Genomic DNA, 26,200 nt, shown 5'->3' with positions numbered 1-26,200 from the left:
TGCACGCTAACTTACTCTCCATTTTTGGAAACAATACCTAATTTACCAGGGTTTGAGCCTTAACTGAACCGTATTGACACAGAATCCGTGCATCGGTAGGAAGTTCAGAAAGTACAAAGCGGATCAGTAAATGAAGTGCGTCGCGCATCGGAGCCAATTTAGCGAATCTTTTGTCGTAGGAAGAAGCGCGTTCTCGATCGAAAACAATAGGTGACTCTTGATTGTGCATGATGAAAGCAAATAAGCTTGCAATCTGTATTTTAATAGCTATGTGAATTAGATTTTAGCGCCTCGCTTCAAAACTTACTGGGTTCCGGCAAAACAAAAGTAATAAGAATCCTAAAAGCTCGATCGCCCTAAAAAAAATAGAAAACCCCAAAACCCGTTTAATCATCGAGGTTTTGGGGTTTTCTTCCTCGCATCCGGTTCAAATTACAACTTGCGAGGGTGCGATCGCCCTTGACAAACATCGCACTCTTCGCATAACAATAACCCGATAAACTAAGAGATCGCATTGAATTGAAAGGCGATCGACCTTATGGTAATTTTGAAGTATTGGGTATGGCGATCGCGATCTAAGGGCTAAGATGAGTGGCGGCAGATCACCTCGGTATCACAGCCGACATCTCCCGTCCGTCAGCAGAAAGTGCGTTGTGAGGTGGCTGGTCAGCAGATGAATTTTTGATTCCCTGTAAGCTATCACGATTTTGGACTAATACGAATGTGGCGACTACTAGCAGGAAGTAACCGAAGCCTTTTTGAAGTTGTTGCGCTGGAATAAACTGTGCAAGATAAGCCCCAATCACCGTTCCGCATCCAGCTAAAAAGGTGAATGAAACCGTGAGATTCCAGTCTAAGGAAATATGCCCTAAATAACCTAGCAAACCCGCGACAGAATTACACGCAATAATTAGCAGAGAAGTCCCGATCGCCTGTCGCATGGGTACGTTCCCCAATAAAACCAAGGCCGGGACGATCGCAAACCCGCCACCCACACCGACTAATCCTGTCAAAATCCCTACTGCAATCCCTTCAGTCATCAGCCATAGCCAGCAGTATTTGCAAACAGGTTTGACGTACTGGATGGCCTCTAGCTCATCCTTACTAGATACGGTCTTTGATAAGGTGGTGCGATAAATCATCAAGCCTGCGGCAATCAGCATCGACAATCCAAATAGGGTCATCTGGAATGCGCTGGTAATGAACGGCAGCGTCGCAATTCTTGCACCGAGGTAAGCCCCCAACATGGTTGCAGTTCCAAAAATAACTGCGGTTTTGAGATTAAGATTACCGCGCCGCCCATGGGGAATGCTGCCCAATAAGCTAACAGTCCCGACAATAATCAAAGTCATGGCGATCGCAGGTTTAGGCGCAACACCCATCACATAAACCAGCACAGGCAGTGCTAGCACAGAACCACCACCGCCCAATAAGCCTAAACTCACACCAATGCCAACTGCCAGGAAATGTCCAATTATCCAGATCATGATTTATTTCCGGCTTGTTGGTTATAAGGTAACTTTGCCAGTAGCATTCCCATCGCACAGGTGTTAGTGATTCCAGCAAACACTAAGCCAGCACCCACAAATCCACTCAGAAGTAAAAAATTAGGTGAGACAAACACCCCTAAAACTGTTCCCAGCACAACCAATGAGCCTGCAACAATCTGCACTTGCCTAAACAAGCTAATCGGCGCATTGTGACTTTTTTCAATTGGATAGCCTGCATTTTTCCAAGTAGGAATTCCGCCATGCAGATGAATCACAGAATTGAATCCTGCGTCTAAACATTGTCTGGCGGCTTTGGCAGAGCGATTTCCCGATTGACAGTAGAGAACGAGTTTTTGTCCCGCAGACGGTCGTACTTGAAGTGGATCGAACTGTGAAAGTGGATGAAATTTTGCGCCGGGAATACGTTCAGTTGCATATTCGGCAGATTCCCGAACATCCACTAAAGTTACGGCTTTTTCCTCAAGCAATTGTTTCAAGGTTTGAGCATCAATTTCTTGAAGTTGAGAATCGTTAGTCAGTGTCATAGTTGTACTCCAAAAAAAATAGATCAAAGGTCTAGGCAGAAATTGAGGTGAGGTTGCCACACCGTTCATTAGCTGGCACGGCTTCCATCATTTTTTGAGGGTTGGGCAGATTCAGTGCATTCATAAATTGAATAAACTCATCCCGACTGCGCCCTGTAAACCTAGGGTTCCAGCGTTTTTCTTCCTCAATGGAAGAAACAGTTTGCCCGCGATAGTCGTGTCCTGGATAGATCGAGGTAGAGTCAGGCAAGGTAAATAATCGTTGAGTGACTGAATCAAACAAGGTTCCTGCATCCCCGCTTTGAAAATCTGTGCGTCCACAGCCGCGAATAAATAACGCATCGCCGGTCAGCAAGTGACTTCCATTGACGAGGTATGCCATATGGCTATCTGTGTGTCCTGGCGTGGCGATCGCCTGCACTTCCACAGTTCCAAGCTGTAGCGTTTCCCCTGGATGGATAAAACGGTCTGCACAGTTAACCTGTGCTTGGGCTGGAACCACACTCACACAGCCTGTTGCTTCCCGCAGTTGAGACGCACTGGTAATGTGATCGGCATGAACATGGGTTTCCAAGCAATAACGCAATGTCAAACCCAGTTCTTTCAGCAATTTGAGATCTCGCTCAACCTGTTCCAACACTGGATCGACCAATACGGCTTCTGCGGAACCCCGATCGGCAATCAGGTAAGTATAGGTACTGCTTTCCCGATCAAAAAGTTGACGAAACAGCATAGCCATCAGCCTCTCATTACATATTTAGTGATAATATTACTATATAGTAGTATTATTTTAAAAACAAGTCTCGCTCAAAATCTATTCACTCCTGCTTATGTCTCAAATTCCTGTTTCCGCTCTCGCTCAGGTTGCTGACTACTTCAAAGTTTTATCAGAGCTTAGCCGCCTGCAAGTGCTGTGCGCGCTTAAGAGTGGTGCTAAAAATGTCACTGAAATCATTGAAGAAACAGGGCTGGGGCAAGCCAATGTTTCCAAGCACCTCAAGATTTTGACCCAGGCAGGCATCGTTCAACGGCAGCCGCAGGGAGTCAGTGTTTACTATCAAATCACTGACCCGATGATTTTTGATTTATGCGAACTTGTGTGTCAGAAGCTCGAAACTCGATTGCAAGAACAGTCACAACAGTTAAAAAAGCTCGACAGATTGCGTCAACTCTAACCACGCTTTGTTGGCTGCAACTGTTGTGTGCGCTCAAGAGTGGTGCTAAAAATGTCACTAAATCTAGCTATCTGCACGCTTATAATTCATCACCAATGTCGCAATAGTCAGACCATTCTGTCAAGCTTGACAGATAAGCATTCTGTCAAACGGATCGCGATGTAATGGTGGCAGTTTAGCCAGTTGAGCTACGCTACTTTCATGAAGAGCAAGACTGACAAGTTGATGAAGATCACGCTGTTTGGGTAAATATGTTTCGGGAGGTTCCGGCAGAGGTAACTGACCCAACTGGTACTTGACAATTGCTTCCCAGACTGAAACTGCACTCAAATAGACCTGATTATCTGGATCGCGAATTGCATCTCGAACATCTGTTGATAACTGGGCGTCACCACTGATGAACCATAAAAAGATGTGCGTATCTAGCAGAATCTTCATTTACCTTCAAATGCACAGAGGATATCTTCTGGCAAAGGATCGTCGAAATCATCTGGAACAGTAAACTCGCCTGCACACAAACCGAATGGTCGCAATTGCTTGCTGCTAGAAATAGGCCTGAGTTCGGCGATCGGCTTATCTGCAAGCAGAATAACAAAAGTTTCGCCTGCTTCCACTTGACGAAGAAACTTTGAAGGATCGCCCTGAATTTCATCAACTGTCACGTTCAACATAAAAATGCCTCAGTATAAAGCTCACTCAATTGTATAGTCCTGGACGCATCAGGGCCTAGAAACCGGGTTTTTTTACTAAAAGGCGCGTTCCAGCCCGCAGATTCGGTAAAAAACCCGGTTTCTCAACGTGATACTCAGCCATTGCGTAGGCGGGTTTACTCGTAGAGCTTAGGCTGTGGCATAACGTTCGTGTTCAGCGGCGGTGAGTAACTACTGCGTCACAACAAATATCTCCAAACTGTCCGCTGCAACATGGTTGTTATGTACTGATATTACTGACGGTTTCATTAATTTCATGGATTGCAGTCTTCAACACGTGGAGACAGATTTTTGCAGTGTCCTGTCGAGGGTTAAAGCCCGATCTCATCTGATCGAAAGGATGAATATAGTTTCTGAATTCCCTCATAGAATGGCTAAACTTCTCGGTATCATGTTGAATTAGATTTATATCTCTTGCAACATCAATAAAAGAACTCAGCGACCACTCATGGAACTTCTTTACGTTTCCAGAAGGGTCCTTTGGTGCCTTTCTGGAGGTATTAAATTGCTGTGGATGCTTTTTTGCCAAGCCCAAGAGAATTCCTTCAAGTGTGCTGCCAGCCAATAAGATCACTGATAAATATGCACCGACCGAAAAGCACTGTTCAATTTCCTTGATCCTTTGCTGAAGAATATCTGACAAATCACTTTCAAGACCGATTTCCGCAATCGAAATATTAGAGAACTCTCTCTTCAAGAATTCATCTTCTGTTGGAGTTGCAGTTTCATCGATTTCGATTTTCTCAAGCTTAGCAAAACCTATATTAGCGCCATCACGAACTACCTTCCATTGGTCAAAGGCGATATATTGGTTGAATTCTGCAATATGCTTGTCTAGTTCGGGAATCCGATTGATAAAATTTACTGGTGAAAGAACACTTTTTATACATTCATCAAGTTCGGGCTTGCCATTAAGCTGGCGGAGACGCTCATCAGTGAATATCCAGCGAGACGGAAAACCTTGACGGTAAGAATCACTGAACCCTAACGCATTAAAAAATTCAACGAGTTGCGGCCCTGAGCGATACTCAGTTTCTTCATTGATTAGGTTCCTAAGCTTCTCAAGTGATTTTGGATTTAGGATCATTGACTTATTGCATATCTAGCAAAGTGCATAACTATCAATTATACCGAAGTTGCGGTCTAACACTCCGATCGCCCTACTTGACCGCCTGCCCATTTTATTTCTCAAACCCAACTCCAAATTGCTTGAGAGCAAAAGTTTCCCTGAGCTGTCTATCAATAAAAATAGAAAACCCCCAAACTCTATCTTTCTAAGATTTTGGGGGTTTTCTTCCTAAATCCAGTTTAAATCACAACTTGCTCGGCTCGATCGCCGGAGCACGCAGAGAGACAGTTTGATCCGCAGCAGCCTTAGCCACAAGCGACGGCACAGAATCGCGCAACTTTGCAGTCAACTGAACAGTAGTCGCATCGTAAACCTGAGTCAGCATCTTCGGATACAAACCAATGCCAATAATCGGCACTAACAGAGCCGCAATAATAAACACTTCTCGCGGTTCGGCATCCACCAATTCTTCGTGTTCCGACAATTCCTTATTCTCCGGGCCGTAGAAGATTTCACGTAGCATAGACAGCAGGTAAATCGGAGTCAAAATCACCCCGACAGCAGCTAGAAATACCACACAAACCTTAAACACAGGATTGTAAGCATCGCTGGTTGCAAAACCTACAAACACCATCAATTCTGCTACAAAACCGCTCATTCCCGGCAAAGCCAAGGAAGCCATAGAACAAGCAGTCCACATCGCAAAAACCTTACGCATTTTCTTCCCGACACCGCCCATTTCGTCGAGCATGAGCGTGTGAGTGCGATCGTACGTGCAACCCACCATAAAGAACAAACTCGCCCCAATTAAACCGTGGGAAACCATTTGCAGCATTGCACCGCTAATTCCCAAATCAGTAAACGAAGCTATCCCAATCAGTACAAACCCCATGTGCGAAATCGAAGAATAAGCAATTTTCCGCTTCAAATTTCGCTGAGCAAAAGAAGTTAATGCCGCGTAAACAATGTTAACCACACCCAAAATTACCAAGATGGGCGCGAAGGTAGCGTGAGCATCTGGGAGCATTCCCGCATTCATCCGCAGTAAAGCGTAACCGCCCATTTTTAGCAGAATTCCTGCTAGCAACATATGGGCGGGTGCGGTTGCTTCGCCGTGAGCGTCAGGAAGCCAAGTGTGCAGCGGAAAAATTGGCAGTTTGACGCCGTAAGCTATTAAAAAACCTGTATACAGGATCAATTCTACATTGGGGGCATAATCTTTAGCTGCGATCGCCCGCATATCGAAAGTCACCGTATCGCCGTAAAACGCCATCGTCAGCCCGCCAAGCAAAATAAACAGCGAACCGCCTGCGGTGTACAGGATAAACTTAGTTGCTGCGTAGAGGCGCTTTTTGCCGCCCCAGATGGACAAAATCAGGTAAATCGGGACTAATTCCAGTTCCCAAACCAGGAAAAACAGCAACATATCCTGCACGGCAAAAACTGCGATTTGGCCGCCGTACATTGTCAGCATCAAAAAGTAAAAAAGCTTCGGTTTAAATGTGACAGGCCAAGCAGCTAAAGTAGCCAGCGTAGTAATAAAACCAGTCAGCAGAATCAGCGGCATTGATAAACCGTCAGCACCCACCGACCAATTCAAATCGAGTTGCTGCACCCAAGTATAGCTTTCTACCAGTTGCAAATCTGGATTGCTGAAGTCGTACTGAGTGTAAAAAGCGTAAACAAGTAGGGCAAAATCGATTAAACCCACAATTAGGGCATACCACCGCACCGTCTTGCCATCCTTATCGGGAATTAAAGGAATCAGCAAGGACGCAGCAATGGGAAACAGAATTGTTGTTGTTAACCAGGGAAAGTTAGCTGTATCCATTGCGTTTTAAAATGATCCATCAGTTATTAGGTTTAAACACATTTTGGCAATTTTGGCCTAAATTTTATACTTTCTTTAGACGGAACATTTTTTTTTGCTATTATTTGGACAATTTATGCGATCGCAACAGTTAAGTTTAATGAAAGATTTATTTCTATAGCAATCCTCGCATCATTTGTGAATTTCTTACTCCCTCCCCTTGGCAAGGGGATGGTTGGGGTGGCGTAAAAAATTTATGACTCCTGCAAGGATTGCTATATTTGCTAATTGTCAATTGTGATTTATTAACCTAATACCATTTTTTAAAATATCTCCTAGTGGGGATACGGTCATGCCCAAAGCGTGTATACTTACGCCTAAAATCCTTGATAAATATTGCTTTTACCTGAGTCTAGATCCTCCTAAATCCCCCTTAAGAAGGGGGACTTTGAGAAGATTCCTGTCCCCCCCTTAAGAAGGGGGGCTAGGGGGAATAGAACCCTAATCGTCAGAGAGCAGACCCGTACTAGGTTTGACATGGTTGTTGACACCATTTGGACAAGGCCGTGTCCCTACAGATTTAACCGACTCCAGAAACGATCGCAAAACCCAGAACTGCGACAAACACAATCAGGGCATAAAATTGAGCGCGACCGCTCTCAAAGTATTTCAAACCTTCGCCGCTAACAAGGGTGATAAGCCCGGTTAAGTTGACGACACCATCGACGACTCGCAAATCCACTTCCATGACTTGCCGCGCTAAACGGCGGCTGCCTTTGACAAAAAGAAAATCGTTGATATCGTCGAGATACCACTTGTTGAGGGAGAACTCGTAAAGCGGTTTGATTTTTTGGGCGATCGCACTTGCGTCAATTTTACGGCTCAAATACATCAGAGAAGCCAAAGTAATGCCCAGCAAAGCAATACCTACAGAGCTTCCGCCCATAATCAAAAATTCCGTCAAATTGAACTCCGCAGCGTGTTCCAAAACTTCTTCAAGAGACTCGCCTGGAGCGCGAACAAACTGCTCGAAATAATTGGCAAACGGCGTACCGAGAAAACCGATAAACACAGAAGGTACTGCCAGCAACACTAACGGCAGAGCCATTGTCAGAGGAGATTCGTGAGGCAAATGGTCGTGCTCATCGTGACTGTCGCCCGTTGATGCCAATTCCTTAACGTTCATCGCTCCCGGGCCGAAAACAACACTGGGTTGCAAGAGTTGCCGCTTGATGGCGCTGTCATTGCCCCGGAATTCGCCCTCAAAGGTGCTGAAATACATTCGGAACATATAAAAGGCGGTCATCCCGGCCGTCAGCCAGCTAACAGCCCACAAAGCGGGATTTGCTGCGAAGGCGCTGGCGAGGATTTCGTCTTTTGACCAAAAACCAGCAAACGGCGGAATTCCGCAGATTGCCAAATTTCCGATTAAAAAGCAAGCAGAGGTAATCGGCATATATTTCCGCAACCCGCCCATGACTCGCATATCTTGAGCAAGTGCGGGGTTGTGGCCTACAACTGCTTCCATACCGTGAATCACTGAACCTGAACACAGGAACAGCATTGCTTTGAAATAAGCGTGAGTCATCAAGTGGAAAAGTCCGGCACTGTAAGCGCCGACGCCCATTGCCATCACCATGTAGCCGAGTTGGGAGATGGTGGAGTAGGCGAGGCCTTTTTTGATGTCATTTTGGGTAATCGCGATCGAAGCACCCATAAATGCCGTAAAACAGCCAGTACAGGCGATCAAATTCATGACAGCAGGCAGCCCTTCAAACACCGGGTACATCCGAGCGATCAGGAATACGCCGGCGGCTACCATTGTCGCGGCGTGGATCAGGGCCGAAATCGGTGTCGGGCCTTCCATTGCGTCTGGCAGCCAGACGTGGAGGGGGAATTGAGCGGATTTGGCTGCTGGTCCCAAAAATATGAGGACGCCGAAGATGGTCGCCAGAGTCGCGCTGAGGGCGCCGGATTCGACTAATGAGTGCAGGCGTTCGCCCATCACCTCAAATTCAAAGCTGCCGGTGGCCCAGTAAATGCCGAGGATGCCCAGCAGCAGGCCGAAGTCGCCGACGCGGTTGGTGACAAAAGCTTTTTGGCAAGCGTCAGCAGCGGGTTTGCGATCGTACCAAAATCCGACTAGCAGGTACGAACACATACCTACGAGTTCCCAAAAAATGTAAATCTGAACGATGTTCGGGCTGATTACCAGACCCAACATCGACGCGCTGAAGATGCTCAGGTAGGCGTAAAAGCGCACGTACCCGTCATCGTGAGCCATGTAGCCGTCGGTGTAAATCATCACCAAAAAGGCGACCGTAGTGACGATCGCCAGCATCACCGCCGTCAGCGGGTCGATGATATAGCCCATATTCAGCGAGAAGTCGCCTGCAGAAGCCCACTGAATAGTGCGGGTGTAGGGTGCGTGGCCCTGTAGTTGACTCCACAGCAATGCGAAGGATAGTACCATTGACCCTCCGAGCGCGGAGACGATTAATATCGCATTCGCTTGTCGGAGTTTGTTGGTTGCCTGGTTAAAGGTGATTAAGCCTAGACCTACTAGCATTGCGCCTGCCAGCGGCAGGACTGGAATCAGCCAAGCGTATTGATAAAGCAGTTCCATGACTGATAGGTAGTTTAAAGTTTCTACTAGATTGACAAAACTGTAAACAATTGTGACACAGGCTTGGACGACTGGGCATAAATGCTTGATATTTTTTGAAGTATGCTGAGTTGGCGGCCTTATGGATTTAGGTTGTTAGGAGTTAATGTGCCATAAATCTCACCCCGAACAGAGTCGGGATGAATGAATGCCCGTGAAACTGATATTGCGGAGGTCGATCGCGATTACCCCAAGTTTAGAATCGAATCTGTAGTGGATGCGATGAATGTGGAACTGCGAACAGTTGCCGGTGTTGCATTTAAAACATTCGCTAAAATGTCGCCATTAGCTAACAAGATTAGCGTGTTTGCACCCTCCGCATTGAAAGTGATGTCATTAAGACTTATACTGCCTGCGATCGCAATTCTATCCCCTTGATTTAAATCGGTAATTCGATCGGCAAAATTTGCATCCCGCACCCCTGCATCAACATCTATTTTGATAATAAAATTATCTATTTCGCCGCCGCCCGTAAGAATGTCAAAACCTGCATCGCCTAATAAAAAATCATTACCTTCGCCGCCGCTGAGAGTATCATTTTCTCTCCCTCCCCGCAAAAAATCACTGCCACTTCCGCCGTCTAGACTATCATTATCTTGACCGCCGGTGAGCAGATCGCTACCATCATCTCCGAAAATTAAATCGCTGCCTTTGCCACCCCGCAGCAAGTCGCTACCAGCGCCGCCGCGCAGCAGATCATTTTCAGCATTCCCATTAATTACATCATCATCTGATGAACCACTCACGGTATCGTTACCGTCTAAGGCTCGCACGCCGCCAGGAAATTGAGTCGCACTGTTTGGAGGTATTTGAAATAAATCATTGCCCAGAGTTAAGTCAAAAAAACCTCCGCTAGCGGATGCAGTCAATAACTTATTAAAAACGCTCAACTGCTCAAAGTCTGTGATACTTCCAGGAAGCTGGCGCACAAATTCCCGCGACTCCTGCGAGGGAATCAAAATCAATTGGTTCAAGAACGCGTCGTCCTCAGTACGCAAAGCTTCCAAAACGCTCTCCAAGTTCACCACCTCAATCTTAATTGTGGCAGTGAGATTCGGCTGCTGCTGCTGGAAGCGCTCCACCAGTTCCTGCAGTTCTTCCTTGTTAAAAAACAAGGGAATCACCTCTTGCTGGTTGCGCTGAATCGTCAAATAACCATTTTCCGGGCCACCTCTGGCCAAAAACAGAGGTACACCGTTGAACTCGTTAACCTGTTGACCAGTCTGCTGAAGTACAGTTTTAGCCAACTGCACCTGCTGCGGAGCCGGAACGTAAGAAAATTGGATCTCCTCCGGCTTGCCTTTATTTGCTTGAGAAAGCTGGTAAATTTCCCCTAGCGACACCGGCGTCACGCGCACGGAGGCCGCCAACTGAGGGTTTGTAGTTTTCAGTTGATCGATAAAAGCTTGAGCATCCTGCTGGCTGATAAAAATTCGTGCCACTGAATCATTGCCGGTTTGACCCTGACCTTGTTTGGGAACAGTAGAGATGAGGGGAGCACCCTGAGCATCTGTAATCACAAACACCGGCACCGAGCGCAGCTTTTCGTCAATTTCTGTATTAGACAGTGCTAATGCTGTGAGATTTCCCGCTTCCGAGGCAGGGAGCAAGTCAACATTAACTAAATTAGACATGGTGGTATTAACACGTGTTAAATTCGTTAAATCTTGTACTTACCGGCACAATAGGTGTTATATCCCCGAATTTTTTAAGAAGTCGGGGGTCTAACACCTATGGGACTTAAAAATGTTACCTGTTGGCTACTTCCTGAAGTTGCAGCCGTTGAGATGGGGAAGCTAGGTGAGCTGCGAGCATCCAGGAATCCAGAGTTCGCCGCAGTTCCTCGCGTCCTTTGTAGTCTTCAAATCTAAATCGAACTTTATCGCCTTCAAACAAAATCAGCGTGGGCAGACTTGTCAGCCGATAAGTGTGGGCCAACTTGAAACATTGATCGGCATTCACCCCAACCAGCTTGATTTTTTCTGCCCACTCTGCCTCAAAAGTCTTAAGCGTGGGGTCGATCGCGCGGCACAAACCGCACCAAGGAGCCGAAAAGTGAACTAAAACGGGGGTAGAGGCTTGAAACACCTCTTGTGCAAAAGTGCGTTCGCTAACCGACAACACCATGAGCCCTCAAAATTTAATAATTTTTTTTCTATCCTAGGGATCATGCTACCAGTATATGTTCCTAGTGACACGCATCAAAAAAGGATGAATTTCCCACAGCAAACCAGTAAAAATGACTACACCTACGTAGGAAGGGCGGAGAAACTCAAGCAAATCAAGGGTTTGACGCTTTTGTAGGATTGCCAAAAAAGGCATGATTGAGGTTCGAGATTTGATGGTTTCAAAGGATTCTCCAAAACGAGCCTGAAGTCGCCTGTCGCCGTGCCACACTCCGAAGAGGTGGTGAAGTACCAAACCGATGGAAGTGACGAGGGTAAAGCTAGTGCCAATCCACAGGGTGTGGGCCACGCACCAAATCACCTGTCCCACCATTTGCGGGTGACGGGTGATGCGAATGATGCCTGTTTCGTAGAGGTGCACTTGGGGCTTTTGGACGGCGGCAATTTCTAGGAGGTTGAAAGTTGCTGGGTACAGAAACAGAAAGGAAATTGCCGAAAGTATCCAAACTGCAGGTTTAACTCCGGGTAATCCCTGTACTTGCCAAAGCTGCACGCCGTCGTAGCGGTGGTTGAAAAAGTAGACAATCAGAATGACGGCTAGCGGCAAACTGACAAGGGCAAACAAAACGCGGTAAAGTCTCGCCCCGATAAGCTTTTCACCTTTGGGCCGGAGGGCTGCTAAACCGCTGTGGGCGATCGCAAAAACCAGTAACAGGCCCAGAATAACTAAGTGGGAGTCGAGCGCCAAGTCGATCGTCATTGCAAATATTAAGAAAAGTTATTGATTCTCGGCCAATTTGTGTCACAAAGTATCTATGGGAGCATTCAGCGGTTATCAGTCAGTTAACTGTTCACTGTTCGCTGTTGACTGTTGACTGTTCGCTGTTCGCTGTTGACTGTTCGCTGTTGACTGTTCGCTGTTTGCTGTTCGCTGCCTACAGTCAACCGTCAACCGTCAACTGACAACTGACAACTGACAACTGACAATTTAGATATATGTCTGACCTTCCTTTCACTTTAGACCAGTTACGCATTCTCAAGGCGATCGCCTCTGAAGGAAGCTTCAAACGCGCCGCGGACAGCCTCTATGTATCCCAGCCAGCAGTTAGCTTGCAGGTGCAAAACTTAGAGAGACAGTTGGACGTGCCGCTGTTTGACCGGGGGGGGCGGCGGGCGCAACTGACCGAAGCCGGACACCTGCTGCTGAGTTACGGCGAGAAAATTTTATCGCTTTGCCAGGAAACTTGTCGAGCTCTGGAAGACTTGCAAAACCTCCAAGGCGGTACTTTGATCGTCGGCGCTTCTCAAACAACGGGAACCTATTTGCTGCCCCGGATGATCGGGATGTTTCGTCAAAAGTACCCGGATGTAGCAGTACAGCTTCACGTTCACTCTACCCGCCGCACGGCGTGGAGTGTGGCAAACGGGCAAATCGATTTGGCAATTGTTGGCGGAGAAATTCCTACCGAACTTGTAGAAGCTTTAGAAATTGTTCCTTACGCTGAGGACGAACTGGCTTTAATTCTTCCTCCATCTCACCCGATGGTACAACAAGAAAGTATCCAAAAAGAAGACCTTTACAAATTGCAGTTTATATCCCTCGATTCGCAGTCTACGATCCGCAAAGTAATCGATCAGGTACTGACTCGCTGCGGCATAGACACGCGCCGCTTGAAAATAGAGATGGAACTAAATTCGATCGAAGCCATTAAAAATGCCGTTCAGTCGGGCCTGGGAGCTGCTTTTGTCTCGGTTTCGGCGATCGAAAAAGAGTTGCTCATGGGCGTCTTGCACAAATCTCAAATGGACGAAGTTTTGGTAACTCGCATTTTGTCGCTGATTTACAACCCCAACCGCTACCGTTCTAAAGCAGCAGAGGCCTTCAGCAATGAAATTTTGCCGCAGTTTGCTACTTATTCGACCATCCTGGAGAAGAAAGAACCCCCTGCGCTCGATTTGGGATTCATAGAAATAGCAACTCCCAACTCGGCTGGAAGTTAATCTCTTAGGTCGCTGGCAGTTAGCAGTTCGCGGTTAGTTGAGAAATCGAAATCTGGTTTAACCATCACTTTTTCTTCGTTCTTCCCTTTTCCTTCTTCCCTCTTCTTAGCAAACAAAAATGGAAGTTTACTGCACCCGACCGGGCTGCCCGCGCCCTCAAAACTATTTTCCCGACCTCGATGACAGTTCGCTGCTGAAAACCGTGCAGCAAAAGTTTTGCACGACTTGCGGGATGCCCCTGATTTTGGGCGGGCGCTATTTGCCCGTGAGGTTGTTGGGTCAAGGCGGTTTTGGGGCGGCATTTTTGGCTAGAGACCGCTATACTCCAGCGATGCGGCAATGCGTTGCTAAACTTTTGCAGCCGTCGGTAAGTCTGACTCCGCCACAGCTACAAATCGCTCAAACTCTGTTTGAACGGGAAGCGGCGGTGCTGGAAGAACTGGGAAACGAACATTCCCAAATTCCGAGTTTGCTGGCTTTTTTTGAGCTGACTGTTACGAGTTTGCAGCCGGGAAAAAACGATCAGTTTTTCTATCTGGTTCAAGAATTTATTGACGGTAAAAATTTGGAGGATGAACTAGCTGTTAAAGGCAGGTTTTCGGAGGCGGAAACGGTGGAGGTGCTGCGGGAAATTTTGAAGGTTCTCGATTTTGTGCACTCTCGCGGTTCGATTCACCGGGATATTAAACCTGCTAATATTATGCGGGCTAAAAACGGTCGGCTTTATTTATTAGATTTTGGGGCTGTTAAACAAGTAACGCAAAGTGTTGGGGGTGCAAAAGCTTCGACTGGTATTTATTCTTTGGGTTACGCTCCGCCAGAACAGATGAGCGGGCAAGAAGTTTATCCGGCAACGGATTTGTATGCTTTGGCTGTGACTTGTATTACTTTGCTGAGTGGTTTGCAGCCGACGGAGTTGTTTGATAGTTACAGAAACGAGTGGAATTGGCAGTCACGGGTGCAGGTAAGTTCGCGTTTGGCTCACGTTCTCGATCGAATGTTATTATCAGCTCCCAGCCAGCGTTTTCAATCTGCGAGTGAGGTGGAAGCGGCTCTGATGTCTCGGCCTCAACAACATTCTCAACCACCTACAGTCGTGGTGGCGCCGCCTCCGATACCTCTTCAACCGACTCTGCCTCCTCCTGTACGGGTTCCTGCGACTCATCCAGGAGCGCTGCAATCTTCGCAGAGAGCGACTTTTTCGATTTGGGAGGTTTTGTCGGGGGCGGCGTTTACGGGTTTTGAGGCGGGGGTGCTGGCGATCGCCCTGACGAGTTTGCTGCCGTCTCCAGGCTTGAGTATCGGATTGTTGGGGATGATTGTGGCGGGTTTGATTTACGGCCAGTACCGCAGGGCGATCGAACAAACTGAGATGTTGATTATTGGCGCAGGCACTCTGGCTTTGCTGTGGTTTTTCCCAACTTTACAGACGGCGGCAGTTGCGATTTATCCGAATTCTCCGATCACTGGCGTTTTGTTTGTGGGATGGTTGGGTGCTTTGGGTGCGATCGCTGGAACAGCTATTTTTCGCTTGATTTATAAGTTACTTTCAAACGTTTTTTAATGTAATATTCATCGCAAGAATTGCCTGTTTTGAACAGGCTTTCCGGCCTGTTCCACAATAATTAATTATGGGAGATGTTTTATTTAAAATGCAGACTCAGAAGTCTATCTACCCTCATTGGGTGATTGCTTGGGGGCCAGAAGCCCGATCGCACCCTGCAACTTGGGAAACTTCCGGTTTTGCCATAATCGGAGCTGAACCCACCTTCAGCCCCAATCAGCGATTTGTGCTGGTAGGTGACTGCTGCTTCGATCGCACCCCCATGCTCAAACAACAGATTGACACAGATGGATTGACCGATTTGGCGATCGTCGCGCGGCTGTGGGAGCAGTACGCTACTAAAACACTGAGCTTGCTGTCAGGACAATTTGCCCTTGCCGTGTGGGATAGAGACGAGCAAACCTTGTGTCTGGGGCGCGATCGCGTGGGAGCCAAAACCCTCTATTACACCCGGACAGGAACAACTCGCTGGATTTCGCCCCGACTGCGATCGCTCAATCCGTATCACGATCGAGAACTTGATTTAGTTGCTTTGCGCGACTACTTGTGCTGTGCCTTTGTACCCGGATCACAAACGCTGTGGGAAGCCGTGCGAGAGTTGCGGCCCGGTAGCTACTTGTACTTATCGGATATTGAGGCGCAGAGATACTGGCATCCACAGGAGCAAATTACTAACGCCGATCGCCCTTTGGAATGGCACAGTCAACAAGTGCGATCGCTTTTGGAACAACTGGTGCAGGAAGCGCTACCAGCGGGAGAACCAGTCGCAGCATATCTTTCGGGTGGTATTGATTCAAGTTGCGTCGCGGCGATCGCCACAAGGCTGCACGATCGTCCGGTGCACACTTTTTCGATGCACTTTGGCGCTCAATATCCCAGCGAGATTGAATTTGCCAACATCGTCGCAGCGCATTGTGGCACTGAGCACCACGTTTTGGAAGTTTCGCCGCAGCAAATTTGGGAGTTGCTGCCGGAAACGCTGGCGGCGATGGACGATCCGGTGGGGGAAGGCTTGACGGTGCCAAATTTGCTGCTGGGGCGATCGGCAAAGCAATTCGCAGACGTGGTACTCAATGGCGAAGGCGGCGATCCGTGCTTTGGCGGCCCGAAAAATAAGCCGATGTTACTCAACAGTTTGTATGGTTCGATTCAGGGTAAACCAGATCCGATCGCAGCTTACTTGACTTCGTTTCAAAAATGCTATGTGGATTTGCCGCGTTTGCTGAAGCCGCAGGTTTGGGAAAAGGTGAAGAATGCGCCTTCCGTCTTTGCTGAGGAATTGCAACAGACAGAAACGACGTTTTTGAATCGGCTGATGCGGCTCAACATTGAGTTTAAAGGAGCCGATTACATTTTGACCAAGGTGAATAATCTCACGGCTGCGGCGGGACTAAAAGCTCGATCGCCTTTGTTTGATTCGCGGATGGTGGCACTGAGTTTGCAAATTCCGCCAGAATATAAGCTTTCGGGCGCGCAGGAAAAAGCGGTTCTCAAGGCTGCTGTGGCGGATTTGCTGCCCGATATCATTGTCAACCGTCCGAAAAGTGGCATGGTGATGTCGATGCAGCAGTGGTTTTTGAGGGATTGGCAGCGGCAAGCGCGATCGTTGCTGCTAAATCGTCATGCGGCGATCGCCCCTTACCTCGATCGAACACTAATCCGCGAGTGGCTAAACTATCGTGGCGAAGTTTTTCCCCGCTATGGGCTGAAGCTGTGGCTGCTGGTGACGCTGGAAATTTGGTTACAAGTGAATCGCCGTTAGTTATCCCAAATTAGGAGACGGCGCTGTGCCTTTCGTCATGTTAACTTCAGCAGTTGACGCCCAAATTGCTCGATCGACAATGGCATTTTCCCTATGCGGTTTTCGCTCTTGTTTATACCACCAGTTGACATTTTTAGGCTGCCAGCCTTTTAATCATCAGCGTAATAATATGAATTCCGGTTGTATTGGAATGATGAAACCGCAGAGGATACAGAGAAACGGAAGAGACAGATGGATCATTCCGATGCCAATTGATTTTATATAAAACAAAGATTTACCTTTGTCGAATTAGCCAGAACTCTCTCAAGATTATTAACGAGGATTTTGCACCTTTCTATCCAAAAAATTCATATCATGTCCGCTCAATTAACCATAATATCCCGGTCGGGACGGGTTTTTGAGATTGTCAATTATTGGCAGGTATTCTTGGCTCACGGGCCCATACAAAAATCTCGATCGCTCGACCGGACATGATATCAGTTGTGAATTTCTTATTTAACCAGGCGCATTTTTATCCCCCAATTTCAAGCACTATTTTCCCAGTTACTGAGCCTGTTTCTAACAGTTCGTGAGCGGTTTGCGCTTCTTCGAGAGGGAAAGTTTTGCTGACGTGAATTTTTAGCAAGTTGCGATCGCACAAACGAGCACACTTCTGCAAAATATGAGCCTGCTGTTCCTGTTCCTCCACCAAACCTTCCAGCATCGGTGTTAACATTAATTCCAGACTAATTCTCAGATTCCGCATTCTCGCTGTTTTCAAATTGCCCAAACCTGGATCGGGTTCCAAAATTGTTACCAAATCTCCATAAATCTTCACAGCCGGAATAGTTTGGTAAAAAGTTTCTCCCCCGACTGTATCGAAAGCCAAATCAACTCCTTGTCCTTGAGTCCAAGTCAAAACCTCATCGACAACATTGGTATTTTTGTATAAAATAACTGAATCTGCACCTAAGTTCTTGACAAAATTGGCTTTTTCCTCAGAACTAACAGTCGTGCAAACCTCTGCCCCCTGTAATTTCGCCAACTGTACCGCGACGTGGCCGACACCGCCGGCACCAGCTTGAATCAGCACTTTTTGGCCGGCTTGCAAGCGCCCTCGATCGTACAGCGATTCCCAAGCTGTAATTAAAACTAACGGTGCCGCCGCCGCCTCAGCAAAACTTAAAGCAGCAGGCTTGAGGGCGAGAAAGCGTTCGTCTACAACGGCAAACTCAGCATAAGTACCGATCGACCCGCCCAAACCGCCATTGCAGAAAAAAACCTCGTCTCCCACTTGGAAACTTTGCACACCAGCACCGACAGCCTCTACGACTCCAGCACCGTCGCACCCCAAAACGTGAGGAGCTTTATCGGGGTAAAACGTGCCGCGCGATCGCAACTTAGTATCTATCGGATTGATACCAGCCGCTCGCAACCGCACCAAAACTTCAGTTTCTGTTTGTATAGTAGGGGCGGGGATATCTTGCAGTTTCAATACGGACGGGCTTCCGGGGGTTTGAAAAACGATCGCTTTCATCATGGGTGTTACACTAGATCAGATAATCCCTAGACTTTATTGTATATTGCTTAGCAAAGCAACAAAAAAGTTTTCGTTTATCCCAAAATTTATGATTGTTGTTGAAAGGCCTTACATAGATCGTCAGCATCAGTTTTATAAACAGTTTGATGACTTATAATTTCTGTATAAAAATCTCAACGACCATGGTAAATATTTATGAGGAAACAGTTTTTCACTTCTGAACCTAAAGTTAGTGGCACTAAAATTATCAGACAGTTATTTGCCATCTTAAAACCTAGAGACGGCTCTCAATCATTCCCTGCTAAAATTAGCTATCAAGTTCTCAAACAAATTGTTCACGCTTGGGAGGATTGCCAAAAGTCAAGGATAGCTTATGACCGAGATATACCTACATTTTTATTCATCCCCAGCATCCCCCAATACCAACCTAAAATCTGTACAGGTAACTTGTTCAGTTATGATAACCAATCCATAGAAAAAAGGGGGATAAACCCCAATAAGGGACTAATTTATTTATCTCAAAGTGACATAATATTTTCTACAAACTCCCAAAATGTCTTAAAGGTAAGGGTAGTTCCTGCAAAAGCGCTATACTTTTTTGAGGTGGCTAATCTAAAGCCTGTAACGTTGGTGGATTTAAATTACCACCTCAGAGCAGGTATATGTTTAGGGATTGATAACCTCGTCGCTGTGACATCTAATAAGCCAACATTTACTCCAACTATTTATGATAAAAAACCTCTCAAATCAATTAATAAAGGTGTCAATCACCACCAAGCATTTTTACTCAAAATTTGGTCAGGGAAAATCTACCACGCGCCCAATCCAGCAAATCACCTTTAATCGAAACAAGCAATTAGAAAACTACCTTCATCAGACCAGCAGTTGGATTGTCAAGCGGTTGGGGGATGAGAAAATAATCCAGTTAATTATTGGCACAAATGTGAGGGGGAAACAAAATATAAAATTAGAAAAAAAACCTCACATTTTTGGAATGATTTCTCATATCCCGCTCATAAGATTTATTACTTACAAAACTGAGTTAGTCGGTATCAAGGTAATAGTTACACAAGCATATTATACAAATAAGTGCAGATTTGGGGATTTAGAGCCTGTCGGTAAGCAAGAGTCTTGCCAGGATAAGAGCGGTAAACGCGGGTGGTTTCGGTCTTGGAATGAAAGTCGGATTAATGCTGATGTAAATGCAGCGTTAAATATGATTAGAGAAGTAAACGTAAACTTACCCCATTAGAGGAGTGCCACAACCGTATATATGTGTTTGCAATTTCACCTGCACGGGTTCAGCCTGTACGAAAAAAAACACAAAAACTTCGGTAATGTCAAGTATTGCCAGGTTTTTTGTGAACTGTTAACTCTCTTGTCGCCTTCGCGGCGATCTGACCTTGTATTCGTTACCCATCCGTGACGATACTTAGTTATTTTTAAATAGATTGGCTTCAGATAACTACAACAATTGTCAAGCGGTGCTAATCGATGTTCGATCTAGATTTATTTTTTTACTTTGAGATTCTTGCATATCTTCTGGGATTATTGGCGACTTTAGCCGTGGTGTCCGCGATTTATATCAAGTGGCACCGAAGGCTTTCCAGTCTACCGCTAGCCCAAGAGCAACGGCAGTTGGTAGACTTAAAGCCCGACGATTTATCTGCAGGATTGAAAATGCGGAAAAACTTTTTGATTTTCCCCAACTCAAATCGGTGGCCGGCAACTGACAGCTTCTTGGGTAAAGTTTTAGGTATAAGCCGCGCTGTATTCTTTGCCAAGCAACAGCGCCTAACTGTGAATTCTTCGCCTATTGTGGGGCCTGGAACCAGCAAAACCCTAAGTCTGAGCATTTCGGGTTCGAGGGGGGAAAATCCCGATCGGCCGAATGCCGAGAATCCTCCCAAAGTTAATGCTTTCGCGCAATTAGAGGAAGATTTGCTGGGCGAAATCCTAGCAGGTACTGATTCGCCGGGGGGAGCAGAATTCTTTGATGCCTTAGTTTGCCACTTAGCCTCAGCACTCGGAGTTCGCACCGCCGTCGCTGCCAAATCGATTAAGTCGAAGGCACGCACCGATGCTGCTGCCGATAGATTGCAACTTATCAGTTTTTGGAGCGACGGACAGCAGCAGCCAAACTTTGAGTGCGACACGGCCAATACTCCCGAAGCGCTGGTGCTGGAGGCGGGAATGTATTCCTGTCCCGACAACCTCGGGGAAACCTTTCCAGAAGACCGCAGACCGGTAGTTACAGGTGCGCGCAGTTTCCTGGGAGTCTTGCTGAAAAACTCTTACGGCGAACCTTTAGGCATTATTTGTATTTTCCACGATCGACCCCTGGTGGAAGCACATCTTGCCAAATTCCGATTAATTCTCAGCATCTTTGCGGGACGGGCCGCCGCCGAATTAGAGCGGCAGCGCCTAGAAGCAGCACTGTCCACTGTAGAAGCGAAATACTGCGCCCTGGTAGAACAAATGCCCGCTGTCACCTACATTTCTCCCCTCAACCGCAAGGCTGCCAAACTTTACATCAGCCCGCAAATCGAGACTTTTCTCGGTTATTCTGTAGCTGAATGGAGAGCAGACCCTGACCTGTGGCTGAAACTCGTTCACCCAGAAGACCGTGATCGGGTGTTAGTTGAAAACGCCACACAGAAATTCAGCGATGGAGAAGATATTTTCTGCGAGGGGTCGCTGGTTTCAGAATACCGCGCGATCGCCCGCAACGGCCGAGTCGTCTGGTTCCGCGATCAAGCGACCGCAGTTCGCGATGAAGCAAGCAAGTCTGTCATCCTTCAAGGCGCAATGTTTGACATCACCGAGACGAAAGTAGCTGCCAGCGCGCTGCTAGAAAGCGAATACCGCTATTACACCTTGGCAAAAATACTACCTGTCGGGATTTTCCGCGCCGACGCTGCTGGAGATTGCTTGTACGTCAATGAGCGATTTTTGGAGATGGCGGGACTGACTGCGCCAAAGGCACTAGGCGAAGGTTGGGCGCAAAGTTTGCATCCCGAAGACCGCGACCGCGTTTTGAGCCAGTGGTATCGCGCTGTCACAGACAAGTTGCCCTGTAAGTTAGAGTACCGTTTTTGCAAGGGTGACTTCACAACCTGGGTCTTTTGGCAAGCAGTGCCAGAAATGACCAAAAGCGGTGAAGTTCTAGGCTATCTCGTCACGTTGACGGATATCACCGATCGCAAGCAGGCAGAATTCGCCCTGCAACAGGCGGAAGAGAAATACCGCAGTATCTTTGAAAATGCGATCGAAGGCATTTTCCAGACAACGACCGACGGACGCTACCTCAGCGCTAACCCTGCTTTGGCGAGAATTTACGGCTACGAGTCGGCCGCGGAATTGATCGCGAATATTCAAGACATAGACCGCCAACTTTACCTCGATCCCAACCGGCGCGTCGAGTTTTTGCGCACGATCGAAAAACAAGGTTTTGTGTCTGAGTTCGAGTCCCAAGTTTATCGCGCTGATGGCACTACTATCTGGGTTTCCGAGAACGGCCGGGCAGTTCGCGATCCTGAGGGAAATTTACTTTACTACGAAGGAACTGTCGAAGATATTACCCTCCGCAAAATAGCAGAAGATAAGTTAGTACACGATGCTTTGCACGATATGCTAACCGGTTTGCCCAACCGAGCTTTATTTATGGATCGCTTGGGGCACGCGATCAATCTTTCAAAACGCCGCCCCGAAATTTTGTTTGCGGTGCTGTTTATCGATCTCGATCGCTTTAAGGTTGTTAACGACAGTTTGGGGCATTTAGTGGGCGATCGATTGCTAATCGCGATCGCGCAGCGTCTGGGAATCTGTTTGCGCGGTGGAGATACCGTTGCCCGTCTCGGCGGCGACGAATTCGCTATTTTGCTGGAAAATATCAAAAGCACCGAGGATGCGATCCTGATTGCCGAACGAGTGCAAGCGGAACTGGCAGAGCCTTTTTACCTTAACGAATATCAAGTTTTTACCAGTGCTAGCATTGGGATTGTTTGTTCTGGTTTGCCTCCGTATCCAAGGGAAACCAGCACATTGTCGAGTCCCGAGAATCTGGGAAATATCGATCGGGAAACTTCTTTGTCTTGCTTATCTTCCGACTCTCCTGTTCCCAATGCCCCGTTCCCCATGTTGTACGATCGGCCTGAAGAACTGCTCCGAGATGCAGATGCTGCCATGTATCATGCCAAGGGATTGGGCAAAGCTCGCCACGAAGTTTTTGACTTAAGTATGCACACTCGCGCCGTCGCCCTTTTGCAACTGGAAAACGACCTGCGACGCGCTTTAGACTCTCAGGAATTTCAGCTTTACTATCAGCCTATCGTCTCTCTAGTTACTGGTAGAATCAGCGGTTTTGAAGCGCTGCTGCGGTGGTATCACCCGGAGCGCGGTGTCGTATCTCCTGGCGAGTTTATTTTAGTAGCGGAAGAAACTAGATTGATTATACCTATGGGCTGGTGGATGATGCGATCGGCTTGTCATCAGATCCACGAGTGGCACCAAAAATTCCCAGCAAATCCGCCGCTGACTGTCAGCGTCAACCTTTCTAACCAACAATTTAAACAACCGGATTTAATCGATCGCATTAGCGAAATTTTACAAGAAACTCAGCTTGACCCTCGCACTTTAAAGGTAGAAATTACTGAAGGCGTTATCATGGAGAATGCCGAATCTGCAGTCGCTATCCTCGCGGAATTGAAAAATTTAGAAATTCAATTATATATTGACGATTTCGGCACTGGCTATTCTTCTTTGAGCCGCCTGCACACTTTTCCAACTGATGCTTTAAAAATCGATCAAGCTTTTGTTAGTCGTATGACTGAAGATGAAGGCAACGAAGCGATTGTACAGACTATTTTAATTTTAGCCAGTCATTTAGGAATGGATGTAATTGCTGAAGGAATCGAAACCATCGAACAGCTTAATTTACTTAGAGCGCTGCAATGCGAATACGGACAAGGATACTTTTTCTCAAAGCCGATAGACAGCATCGCAGCCACACTTTTGATAGAAAGTGAACCTAAATGGTAATTTGACTGTTGACTGTTGACTGTTGACTGTTGACTGTTAACCTTTGGCTTTTTGTTTGAGTGAATTAAGATAGGCATTGAGTTTTGGTGAAAGTTCATTTAATAAGGGATGCAGGCGATCGATCTGTTCTTGAGTTAAAAGATTTCGAGCGTAGGCAAGTCTTAACCAGTGTCTTGTTTCGTTTAAGGAACCCAAAAGCAATTTTCACAAAACGCTGATTATCTTGGCAGCTATAGCGTCCATGTCCTTCTGCAAGATTAGCACCAACACTATCAGCCGATCGCACTATTTGTTTGCCCATCGTATCCTTCGTAAACTCGTCCCATTTTTTAACAATAAACCATATTTCGTTTGATATTTTTTCAGCTAATTGATAAACTTGTAGCTGTTGAAAGCTTTCCATATTAGCTTGTTTAAATAATTAATAGCAAACAATTAATTAATGACCAATACAAGTTAACCGTCAACCGTCAACCCTCAACAGTCAACAGTCAACAGTCAACAGTCAACAGTCAACTAACTTAAACTTTCGCTTCCAAAGATTTGAGAAACTCAGTATTTACCCCCGACTCCCGCGTCAGGGCAATTTTCCCAGTACGAGCAATTTCCTTAATCCCAAATCTATTCAGAACTTGGACGATCGCCACCATTTTACCGGGATCTCCGACAACTTCCAATGTCAGCGTATCATCACCAATATCCACCACTCGCGCTCTAAAAATTTGAGCTAACTCAATGATCTCCGATCGCGTCCCGCTAGCAGCATTAACTTTCAGCAACATCAACTCCCGTTCGACACAGGGAATTTCCGTTATATCCTGAACTTTAAGCACGTTAATCAACTTGTACAGTTGCTTTGTCAACTGTTCGATAATTTGGTCATCTCCCGGTACAACCATCGTAATCCGAGAAACTCCCCCTTGTTCCGCCGGGCCAACGGCCAGACTTTCAATATTAAAACCCCGACGGGCAAACAAACCAGCAATTCGAGTGAGGACACCCGCTTCATCTTCAACTAAAACCGAAAGAGTGTGTTTCATTTCTCCAAAAAGACGCATTTCGTGCAATTCTACTTTCGCCAATTCGCCTTTTAGCAGAATTGCACAGTCATTGAACCTGTATTAAACAATATATAGCAGTTGACAGTTGACAGTTACATATAGCAGTTCGCTCGCTTTGTGAGGTACGCCCGCTGTGCCCTATATCCCAGAACACCTGATGTTACTGAGAAAGACTCTAGTATCCGACTCAAACCGTTGACGAAGCAAGGGCTCGCGGGATCTATTCATGACGTTATTTATGTCAAGACCGATGTAGCGGTTACTATATTATCTTGTACCAGCAGGTATGGGGTCGATTCTTCAATTCTAAAATTGCTTTGGCATTGTTCCCGATCGCCCTGCAACCTCTAAAATCTAAAATCTAAAATCGATTGACGGGAACTGAAATTTTGAGACCCATTGGGTCTCAAAATTCCTTCAAAGAAAAACCCGGTGTTGCAGAGATGGCATCTGGCGGCGGACTTGTTCTAGTCTATCGGGATTAATTTCTGCAATCGCCACACCCGGTTCCTCTCCAGCATCCGCCAACACAACACCCCAAGGGTCTATAATCATCGCGTGACCGTGAGTTTGACGGCGACCGTAGTGGCGGCCAGTTTGTGCTGGGGCAATCATATAACAAGTATTCTCGATCGCCCTAGCTTGCAACAAAACCTTCCAGTGATCCTTGCCAGTGTAAGCGGTAAACGCCGCCGGCACGAACAAAATATCAGCCCCCTTGTACGACAAATGCCTGTACACTTCCGGGAACCGCACGTCATAGCACACGGAAAGTCCCAGCGTCCCCAACTCCGGCGACACATAAAGCGATGGCAAATCTTCACCAGCTTTCACAGTGTTCGATTCCCTGTAAGTAATGCCGTCGGGAACATCCACATCGAACAAATGTACTTTTCTGTACCTTGCCACTTCAGTGCCGTTTGGGTCTACCAGCAAACAAGTATTGTATACCTTGCCCCCTGGAGTCGGCACGGGAAATCCGCCGCCCAGAATCGTTACCTGGAACCGTTGTGCCATCGTTTTGAGGAATTTTTCGCTTTGGAGTCCGATCGCCTCTGCTAAAGCAATCTTTTCCTCCTCTTCGCCCATAAACGAGAAATTTTCTGGTAAGGAAACTAACTCCGCACCCCGACGCACTGCCAGGTCGATTAATTCCTCTGCCTGAACCAAATTTTTTTGCAGGTCAGGCAAGCTAGTCATTTGAATTGCTGCGGCGAGATAAGACTTCATCGATTCACAATATTAGTCAATAGTCATTAGTCATTAGTCATTAGTCATTAGTCATTAGTCATTTGTAACTAATTTGATAACTAAATAGTTGATAGCCTTGAATTTTACCCATTTATGCGCTGTATAGCACGAACTGGTAGGTTTGAGAGTTTTGATATTTGAGTTTTAAATTAACCTGTAACTCATAATTCAAAAATCAAAACTCTCAACTTTTACCTAGGTTTTGCAACCTAATTTCCCTCAAATCTTAAGGCATTGGATGGAAAAGCAGGTCGGGGAAAAAGCGGTTAAATTCAATTAAAGCCGCAGCTTGAATAGATATCCAAAGGATAGCCAATACTGGTGCTGTCGAAAGAAACTTGACAAAGTATTGCATGAATTCTGCTCCTGAAAATTCGAGACAGTTGGTAATTGCCGATCAGTCTAGCGCTAA

Annotated in this window: 23 protein-coding genes and 1 pseudogene; 6 read left to right on the top strand and 18 right to left on the bottom strand. The window is 46.6% G+C overall.

Annotated elements, in window-relative coordinates; all coding sequences use genetic code 11:
* Window positions 1-37 precede the first annotated feature (37 nt).
* The 4 genes from QUA57_RS21375 to QUA57_RS21360 all read right to left on the bottom strand — a co-directional run bounded on the left by QUA57_RS21375 (window position 38) and on the right by QUA57_RS21360 (window position 2,768).
* Window positions 38-229 (bottom strand): hypothetical protein, encoded by a 192-nt coding sequence (locus tag QUA57_RS21375; protein WP_333063472.1) that lies wholly within the window; start codon window positions 227-229, stop codon window positions 38-40.
* 373 nt (window positions 230-602) lie between these two features.
* Window positions 603-1,487, bottom strand: a complete 885-nt coding sequence (locus QUA57_RS21370) for a sulfite exporter TauE/SafE family protein (RefSeq protein WP_333063470.1) — start codon at window positions 1,485-1,487, stop codon at window positions 603-605.
* Window positions 1,484-2,035: a rhodanese-like domain-containing protein gene (locus QUA57_RS21365; RefSeq protein ID WP_333063469.1), complete on the bottom strand. Its 552-nt coding sequence runs from the start codon at window positions 2,033-2,035 to the stop codon at window positions 1,484-1,486. Before QUA57_RS21365 ends, QUA57_RS21370 begins: the two co-directional genes overlap by 4 nt.
* A 31-nt stretch (window positions 2,036-2,066) precedes the next feature.
* The gene (locus QUA57_RS21360; protein ID WP_333063468.1) at window positions 2,067-2,768 is read right to left on the bottom strand and encodes an MBL fold metallo-hydrolase; all 702 of its coding nucleotides are present in this window, start codon (window positions 2,766-2,768) and stop codon (window positions 2,067-2,069) included.
* 97 nt (window positions 2,769-2,865) lie between these two features.
* Between QUA57_RS21360 and QUA57_RS21355 the strand changes: the two genes are divergently transcribed.
* Window positions 2,866-3,210: a metalloregulator ArsR/SmtB family transcription factor gene (locus QUA57_RS21355; RefSeq protein ID WP_333063467.1), complete on the top strand. Its 345-nt coding sequence runs from the start codon at window positions 2,866-2,868 to the stop codon at window positions 3,208-3,210.
* A gap of 120 nt (window positions 3,211-3,330) precedes the next feature.
* Here the strand turns inward: QUA57_RS21355 and QUA57_RS21350 are convergent, their stop codons facing one another.
* From QUA57_RS21350 to QUA57_RS21315, 8 genes are all read right to left on the bottom strand, one after another.
* Complete coding sequence (locus QUA57_RS21350) at window positions 3,331-3,648, bottom strand: type II toxin-antitoxin system VapC family toxin (RefSeq protein WP_333063466.1); 318 nt, start codon at window positions 3,646-3,648, stop codon at window positions 3,331-3,333.
* Window positions 3,645-3,881 (bottom strand): type II toxin-antitoxin system Phd/YefM family antitoxin, encoded by a 237-nt coding sequence (locus tag QUA57_RS21345; protein WP_333063465.1) that lies wholly within the window; start codon window positions 3,879-3,881, stop codon window positions 3,645-3,647. Before QUA57_RS21345 ends, QUA57_RS21350 begins: the two co-directional genes overlap by 4 nt.
* A gap of 259 nt (window positions 3,882-4,140) precedes the next feature.
* The gene (locus tag QUA57_RS21340; RefSeq protein WP_333063464.1) at window positions 4,141-5,007 is read right to left on the bottom strand and encodes a hypothetical protein; all 867 of its coding nucleotides are present in this window, start codon (window positions 5,005-5,007) and stop codon (window positions 4,141-4,143) included.
* Between the two features lie 226 nt (window positions 5,008-5,233).
* Window positions 5,234-6,820, bottom strand: a complete 1,587-nt coding sequence (locus QUA57_RS21335) for an NAD(P)H-quinone oxidoreductase subunit 4 (protein WP_445304499.1) — start codon at window positions 6,818-6,820, stop codon at window positions 5,234-5,236.
* A gap of 559 nt (window positions 6,821-7,379) precedes the next feature.
* Window positions 7,380-9,425 carry an NAD(P)H-quinone oxidoreductase subunit 5 gene (locus tag QUA57_RS21330; RefSeq protein WP_333063463.1) on the bottom strand — a complete coding sequence of 682 codons (2,046 nt, stop codon included), beginning with the start codon at window positions 9,423-9,425 and terminating at the stop codon, window positions 7,380-7,382.
* A gap of 224 nt (window positions 9,426-9,649) precedes the next feature.
* The gene (locus tag QUA57_RS21325) at window positions 9,650-11,098 is read right to left on the bottom strand and encodes a Tic22 family protein (RefSeq protein WP_333063462.1); all 1,449 of its coding nucleotides are present in this window, start codon (window positions 11,096-11,098) and stop codon (window positions 9,650-9,652) included.
* A gap of 115 nt (window positions 11,099-11,213) precedes the next feature.
* Window positions 11,214-11,591 carry a thioredoxin family protein gene (locus tag QUA57_RS21320; RefSeq protein ID WP_333063461.1) on the bottom strand — a complete coding sequence of 126 codons (378 nt, stop codon included), beginning with the start codon at window positions 11,589-11,591 and terminating at the stop codon, window positions 11,214-11,216.
* Between the two features lie 45 nt (window positions 11,592-11,636).
* Window positions 11,637-12,350, bottom strand: a complete 714-nt coding sequence (locus QUA57_RS21315) for an NnrU family protein (RefSeq protein ID WP_333063460.1) — start codon at window positions 12,348-12,350, stop codon at window positions 11,637-11,639.
* A gap of 236 nt (window positions 12,351-12,586) precedes the next feature.
* Between QUA57_RS21315 and QUA57_RS21310 the strand changes: the two genes are divergently transcribed.
* The 3 genes from QUA57_RS21310 to QUA57_RS21300 all read left to right on the top strand — a co-directional run bounded on the left by QUA57_RS21310 (window position 12,587) and on the right by QUA57_RS21300 (window position 16,917).
* A complete protein-coding gene (locus QUA57_RS21310) occupies window positions 12,587-13,591 on the top strand; it encodes a LysR family transcriptional regulator (protein WP_190663891.1) in 1,005 nt (334 codons plus the stop codon).
* 118 nt (window positions 13,592-13,709) lie between these two features.
* Window positions 13,710-15,155 (top strand): serine/threonine-protein kinase, encoded by a 1,446-nt coding sequence (locus QUA57_RS21305; RefSeq protein ID WP_333063458.1) that lies wholly within the window; start codon window positions 13,710-13,712, stop codon window positions 15,153-15,155.
* A 67-nt stretch (window positions 15,156-15,222) separates the two neighbouring features.
* Window positions 15,223-16,917 (top strand): asparagine synthase-related protein, encoded by a 1,695-nt coding sequence (locus QUA57_RS21300; protein ID WP_333063457.1) that lies wholly within the window; start codon window positions 15,223-15,225, stop codon window positions 16,915-16,917.
* Between the two features lie 511 nt (window positions 16,918-17,428).
* Here QUA57_RS21300 and QUA57_RS21295 read toward each other — a convergent pair.
* On the bottom strand, window positions 17,429-18,433 hold the full coding sequence (locus QUA57_RS21295; RefSeq protein WP_333063473.1) for a zinc-dependent alcohol dehydrogenase family protein: 1,005 nt from the start codon (window positions 18,431-18,433) through the stop codon (window positions 17,429-17,431).
* A gap of 763 nt (window positions 18,434-19,196) precedes the next feature.
* Between QUA57_RS21295 and QUA57_RS21290 the strand changes: the two genes are divergently transcribed.
* Both QUA57_RS21290 and QUA57_RS21285 read left to right on the top strand, forming a co-directional pair.
* Window positions 19,197-19,688, top strand: coding sequence for a zinc ribbon domain-containing protein (locus tag QUA57_RS21290; protein ID WP_333063456.1), 492 nt, complete (start codon window positions 19,197-19,199; stop codon window positions 19,686-19,688).
* A gap of 242 nt (window positions 19,689-19,930) precedes the next feature.
* A complete protein-coding gene (locus tag QUA57_RS21285) occupies window positions 19,931-23,476 on the top strand; it encodes an EAL domain-containing protein (RefSeq protein ID WP_333063455.1) in 3,546 nt (1,181 codons plus the stop codon).
* Between the two features lie 36 nt (window positions 23,477-23,512).
* Here QUA57_RS21285 and QUA57_RS21280 read toward each other — a convergent pair whose 3' ends face one another.
* From QUA57_RS21280 to psaJ, 5 genes and pseudogenes are all read right to left on the bottom strand, one after another.
* Window positions 23,513-23,671 (bottom strand): four helix bundle protein, encoded by a 159-nt coding sequence (locus QUA57_RS21280; protein ID WP_333063454.1) that lies wholly within the window; start codon window positions 23,669-23,671, stop codon window positions 23,513-23,515.
* Window positions 23,670-23,879, bottom strand: a pseudogene (locus QUA57_RS21275) (four helix bundle protein); the annotation flags it as partial. The pseudogene QUA57_RS21275 and the gene QUA57_RS21280, both read right to left, overlap by 2 nt.
* 118 nt (window positions 23,880-23,997) lie before the next feature.
* Window positions 23,998-24,516, bottom strand: coding sequence for an acetolactate synthase small subunit (ilvN, locus tag QUA57_RS21270; protein ID WP_041622928.1), 519 nt, complete (start codon window positions 24,514-24,516; stop codon window positions 23,998-24,000).
* A gap of 438 nt (window positions 24,517-24,954) precedes the next feature.
* Window positions 24,955-25,767 (bottom strand): carbon-nitrogen hydrolase family protein, encoded by an 813-nt coding sequence (locus tag QUA57_RS21265; RefSeq protein ID WP_333063453.1) that lies wholly within the window; start codon window positions 25,765-25,767, stop codon window positions 24,955-24,957.
* 247 nt (window positions 25,768-26,014) lie between these two features.
* The gene (gene psaJ / locus QUA57_RS21260; RefSeq protein ID WP_333037175.1) at window positions 26,015-26,143 is read right to left on the bottom strand and encodes a photosystem I reaction center subunit IX; all 129 of its coding nucleotides are present in this window, start codon (window positions 26,141-26,143) and stop codon (window positions 26,015-26,017) included.
* Window positions 26,144-26,200 lie beyond the last annotated feature (57 nt).

It is taken from the genome of Microcoleus sp. Pol7_B2 (assembly GCF_036701035.1).
Taxonomy (GTDB): Bacteria; Cyanobacteriota; Cyanobacteriia; order Cyanobacteriales; family Microcoleaceae; genus Microcoleus.
The sequence above is the reverse complement of the archived record's forward strand: the minus strand, read 5'-3'. Positions and strand labels throughout refer to the sequence as shown.

Bases quoted from the DNA above. Each gene is read 5' to 3' on its own strand.
- QUA57_RS21365 (WP_333063469.1), bottom strand. From the start codon at position 2,035: ATGACACTGACTAACGATTCTCAACTTCAAGAAATTGATGCTCAAACC.
- QUA57_RS21315 (WP_333063460.1), bottom strand. From the start codon at position 12,350: ATGACGATCGACTTGGCGCTCGACTCCCACTTAGTTATTCTGGGCCTG.
- QUA57_RS21350 (WP_333063466.1), bottom strand. From the start codon at position 3,648: ATGAAGATTCTGCTAGATACGCACATCTTTTTATGGTTCATCAGTGGT.
- QUA57_RS21310 (WP_190663891.1), top strand. From the start codon at position 12,587: ATGTCTGACCTTCCTTTCACTTTAGACCAGTTACGCATTCTCAAGGCG.
- QUA57_RS21285 (WP_333063455.1), top strand. From the start codon at position 19,931: ATGTTCGATCTAGATTTATTTTTTTACTTTGAGATTCTTGCATATCTT.
- QUA57_RS21295 (WP_333063473.1), bottom strand. From the start codon at position 18,433: ATGAAAGCGATCGTTTTTCAAACCCCCGGAAGCCCGTCCGTATTGAAA.
- QUA57_RS21330 (WP_333063463.1), bottom strand. From the start codon at position 9,425: ATGGAACTGCTTTATCAATACGCTTGGCTGATTCCAGTCCTGCCGCTG.
- QUA57_RS21340 (WP_333063464.1), bottom strand. From the start codon at position 5,007: ATGATCCTAAATCCAAAATCACTTGAGAAGCTTAGGAACCTAATCAAT.
- QUA57_RS21320 (WP_333063461.1), bottom strand. From the start codon at position 11,591: ATGGTGTTGTCGGTTAGCGAACGCACTTTTGCACAAGAGGTGTTTCAA.
- QUA57_RS21300 (WP_333063457.1), top strand. From the start codon at position 15,223: ATGGGAGATGTTTTATTTAAAATGCAGACTCAGAAGTCTATCTACCCT.
- QUA57_RS21335 (WP_445304499.1), bottom strand. From the start codon at position 6,820: ATGGATACAGCTAACTTTCCCTGGTTAACAACAACAATTCTGTTTCCC.
- QUA57_RS21370 (WP_333063470.1), bottom strand. From the start codon at position 1,487: ATGATCTGGATAATTGGACATTTCCTGGCAGTTGGCATTGGTGTGAGT.
- QUA57_RS21265 (WP_333063453.1), bottom strand. From the start codon at position 25,767: ATGAAGTCTTATCTCGCCGCAGCAATTCAAATGACTAGCTTGCCTGAC.
- QUA57_RS21325 (WP_333063462.1), bottom strand. From the start codon at position 11,098: ATGTCTAATTTAGTTAATGTTGACTTGCTCCCTGCCTCGGAAGCGGGA.
- QUA57_RS21305 (WP_333063458.1), top strand. From the start codon at position 13,710: ATGGAAGTTTACTGCACCCGACCGGGCTGCCCGCGCCCTCAAAACTAT.
- QUA57_RS21345 (WP_333063465.1), bottom strand. From the start codon at position 3,881: ATGTTGAACGTGACAGTTGATGAAATTCAGGGCGATCCTTCAAAGTTT.
- QUA57_RS21375 (WP_333063472.1), bottom strand. From the start codon at position 229: ATGCACAATCAAGAGTCACCTATTGTTTTCGATCGAGAACGCGCTTCT.
- QUA57_RS21360 (WP_333063468.1), bottom strand. From the start codon at position 2,768: ATGCTGTTTCGTCAACTTTTTGATCGGGAAAGCAGTACCTATACTTAC.
- QUA57_RS21355 (WP_333063467.1), top strand. From the start codon at position 2,866: ATGTCTCAAATTCCTGTTTCCGCTCTCGCTCAGGTTGCTGACTACTTC.
- ilvN (WP_041622928.1), bottom strand. From the start codon at position 24,516: ATGAAACACACTCTTTCGGTTTTAGTTGAAGATGAAGCGGGTGTCCTC.
- psaJ (WP_333037175.1), bottom strand. From the start codon at position 26,143: ATGCAATACTTTGTCAAGTTTCTTTCGACAGCACCAGTATTGGCTATC.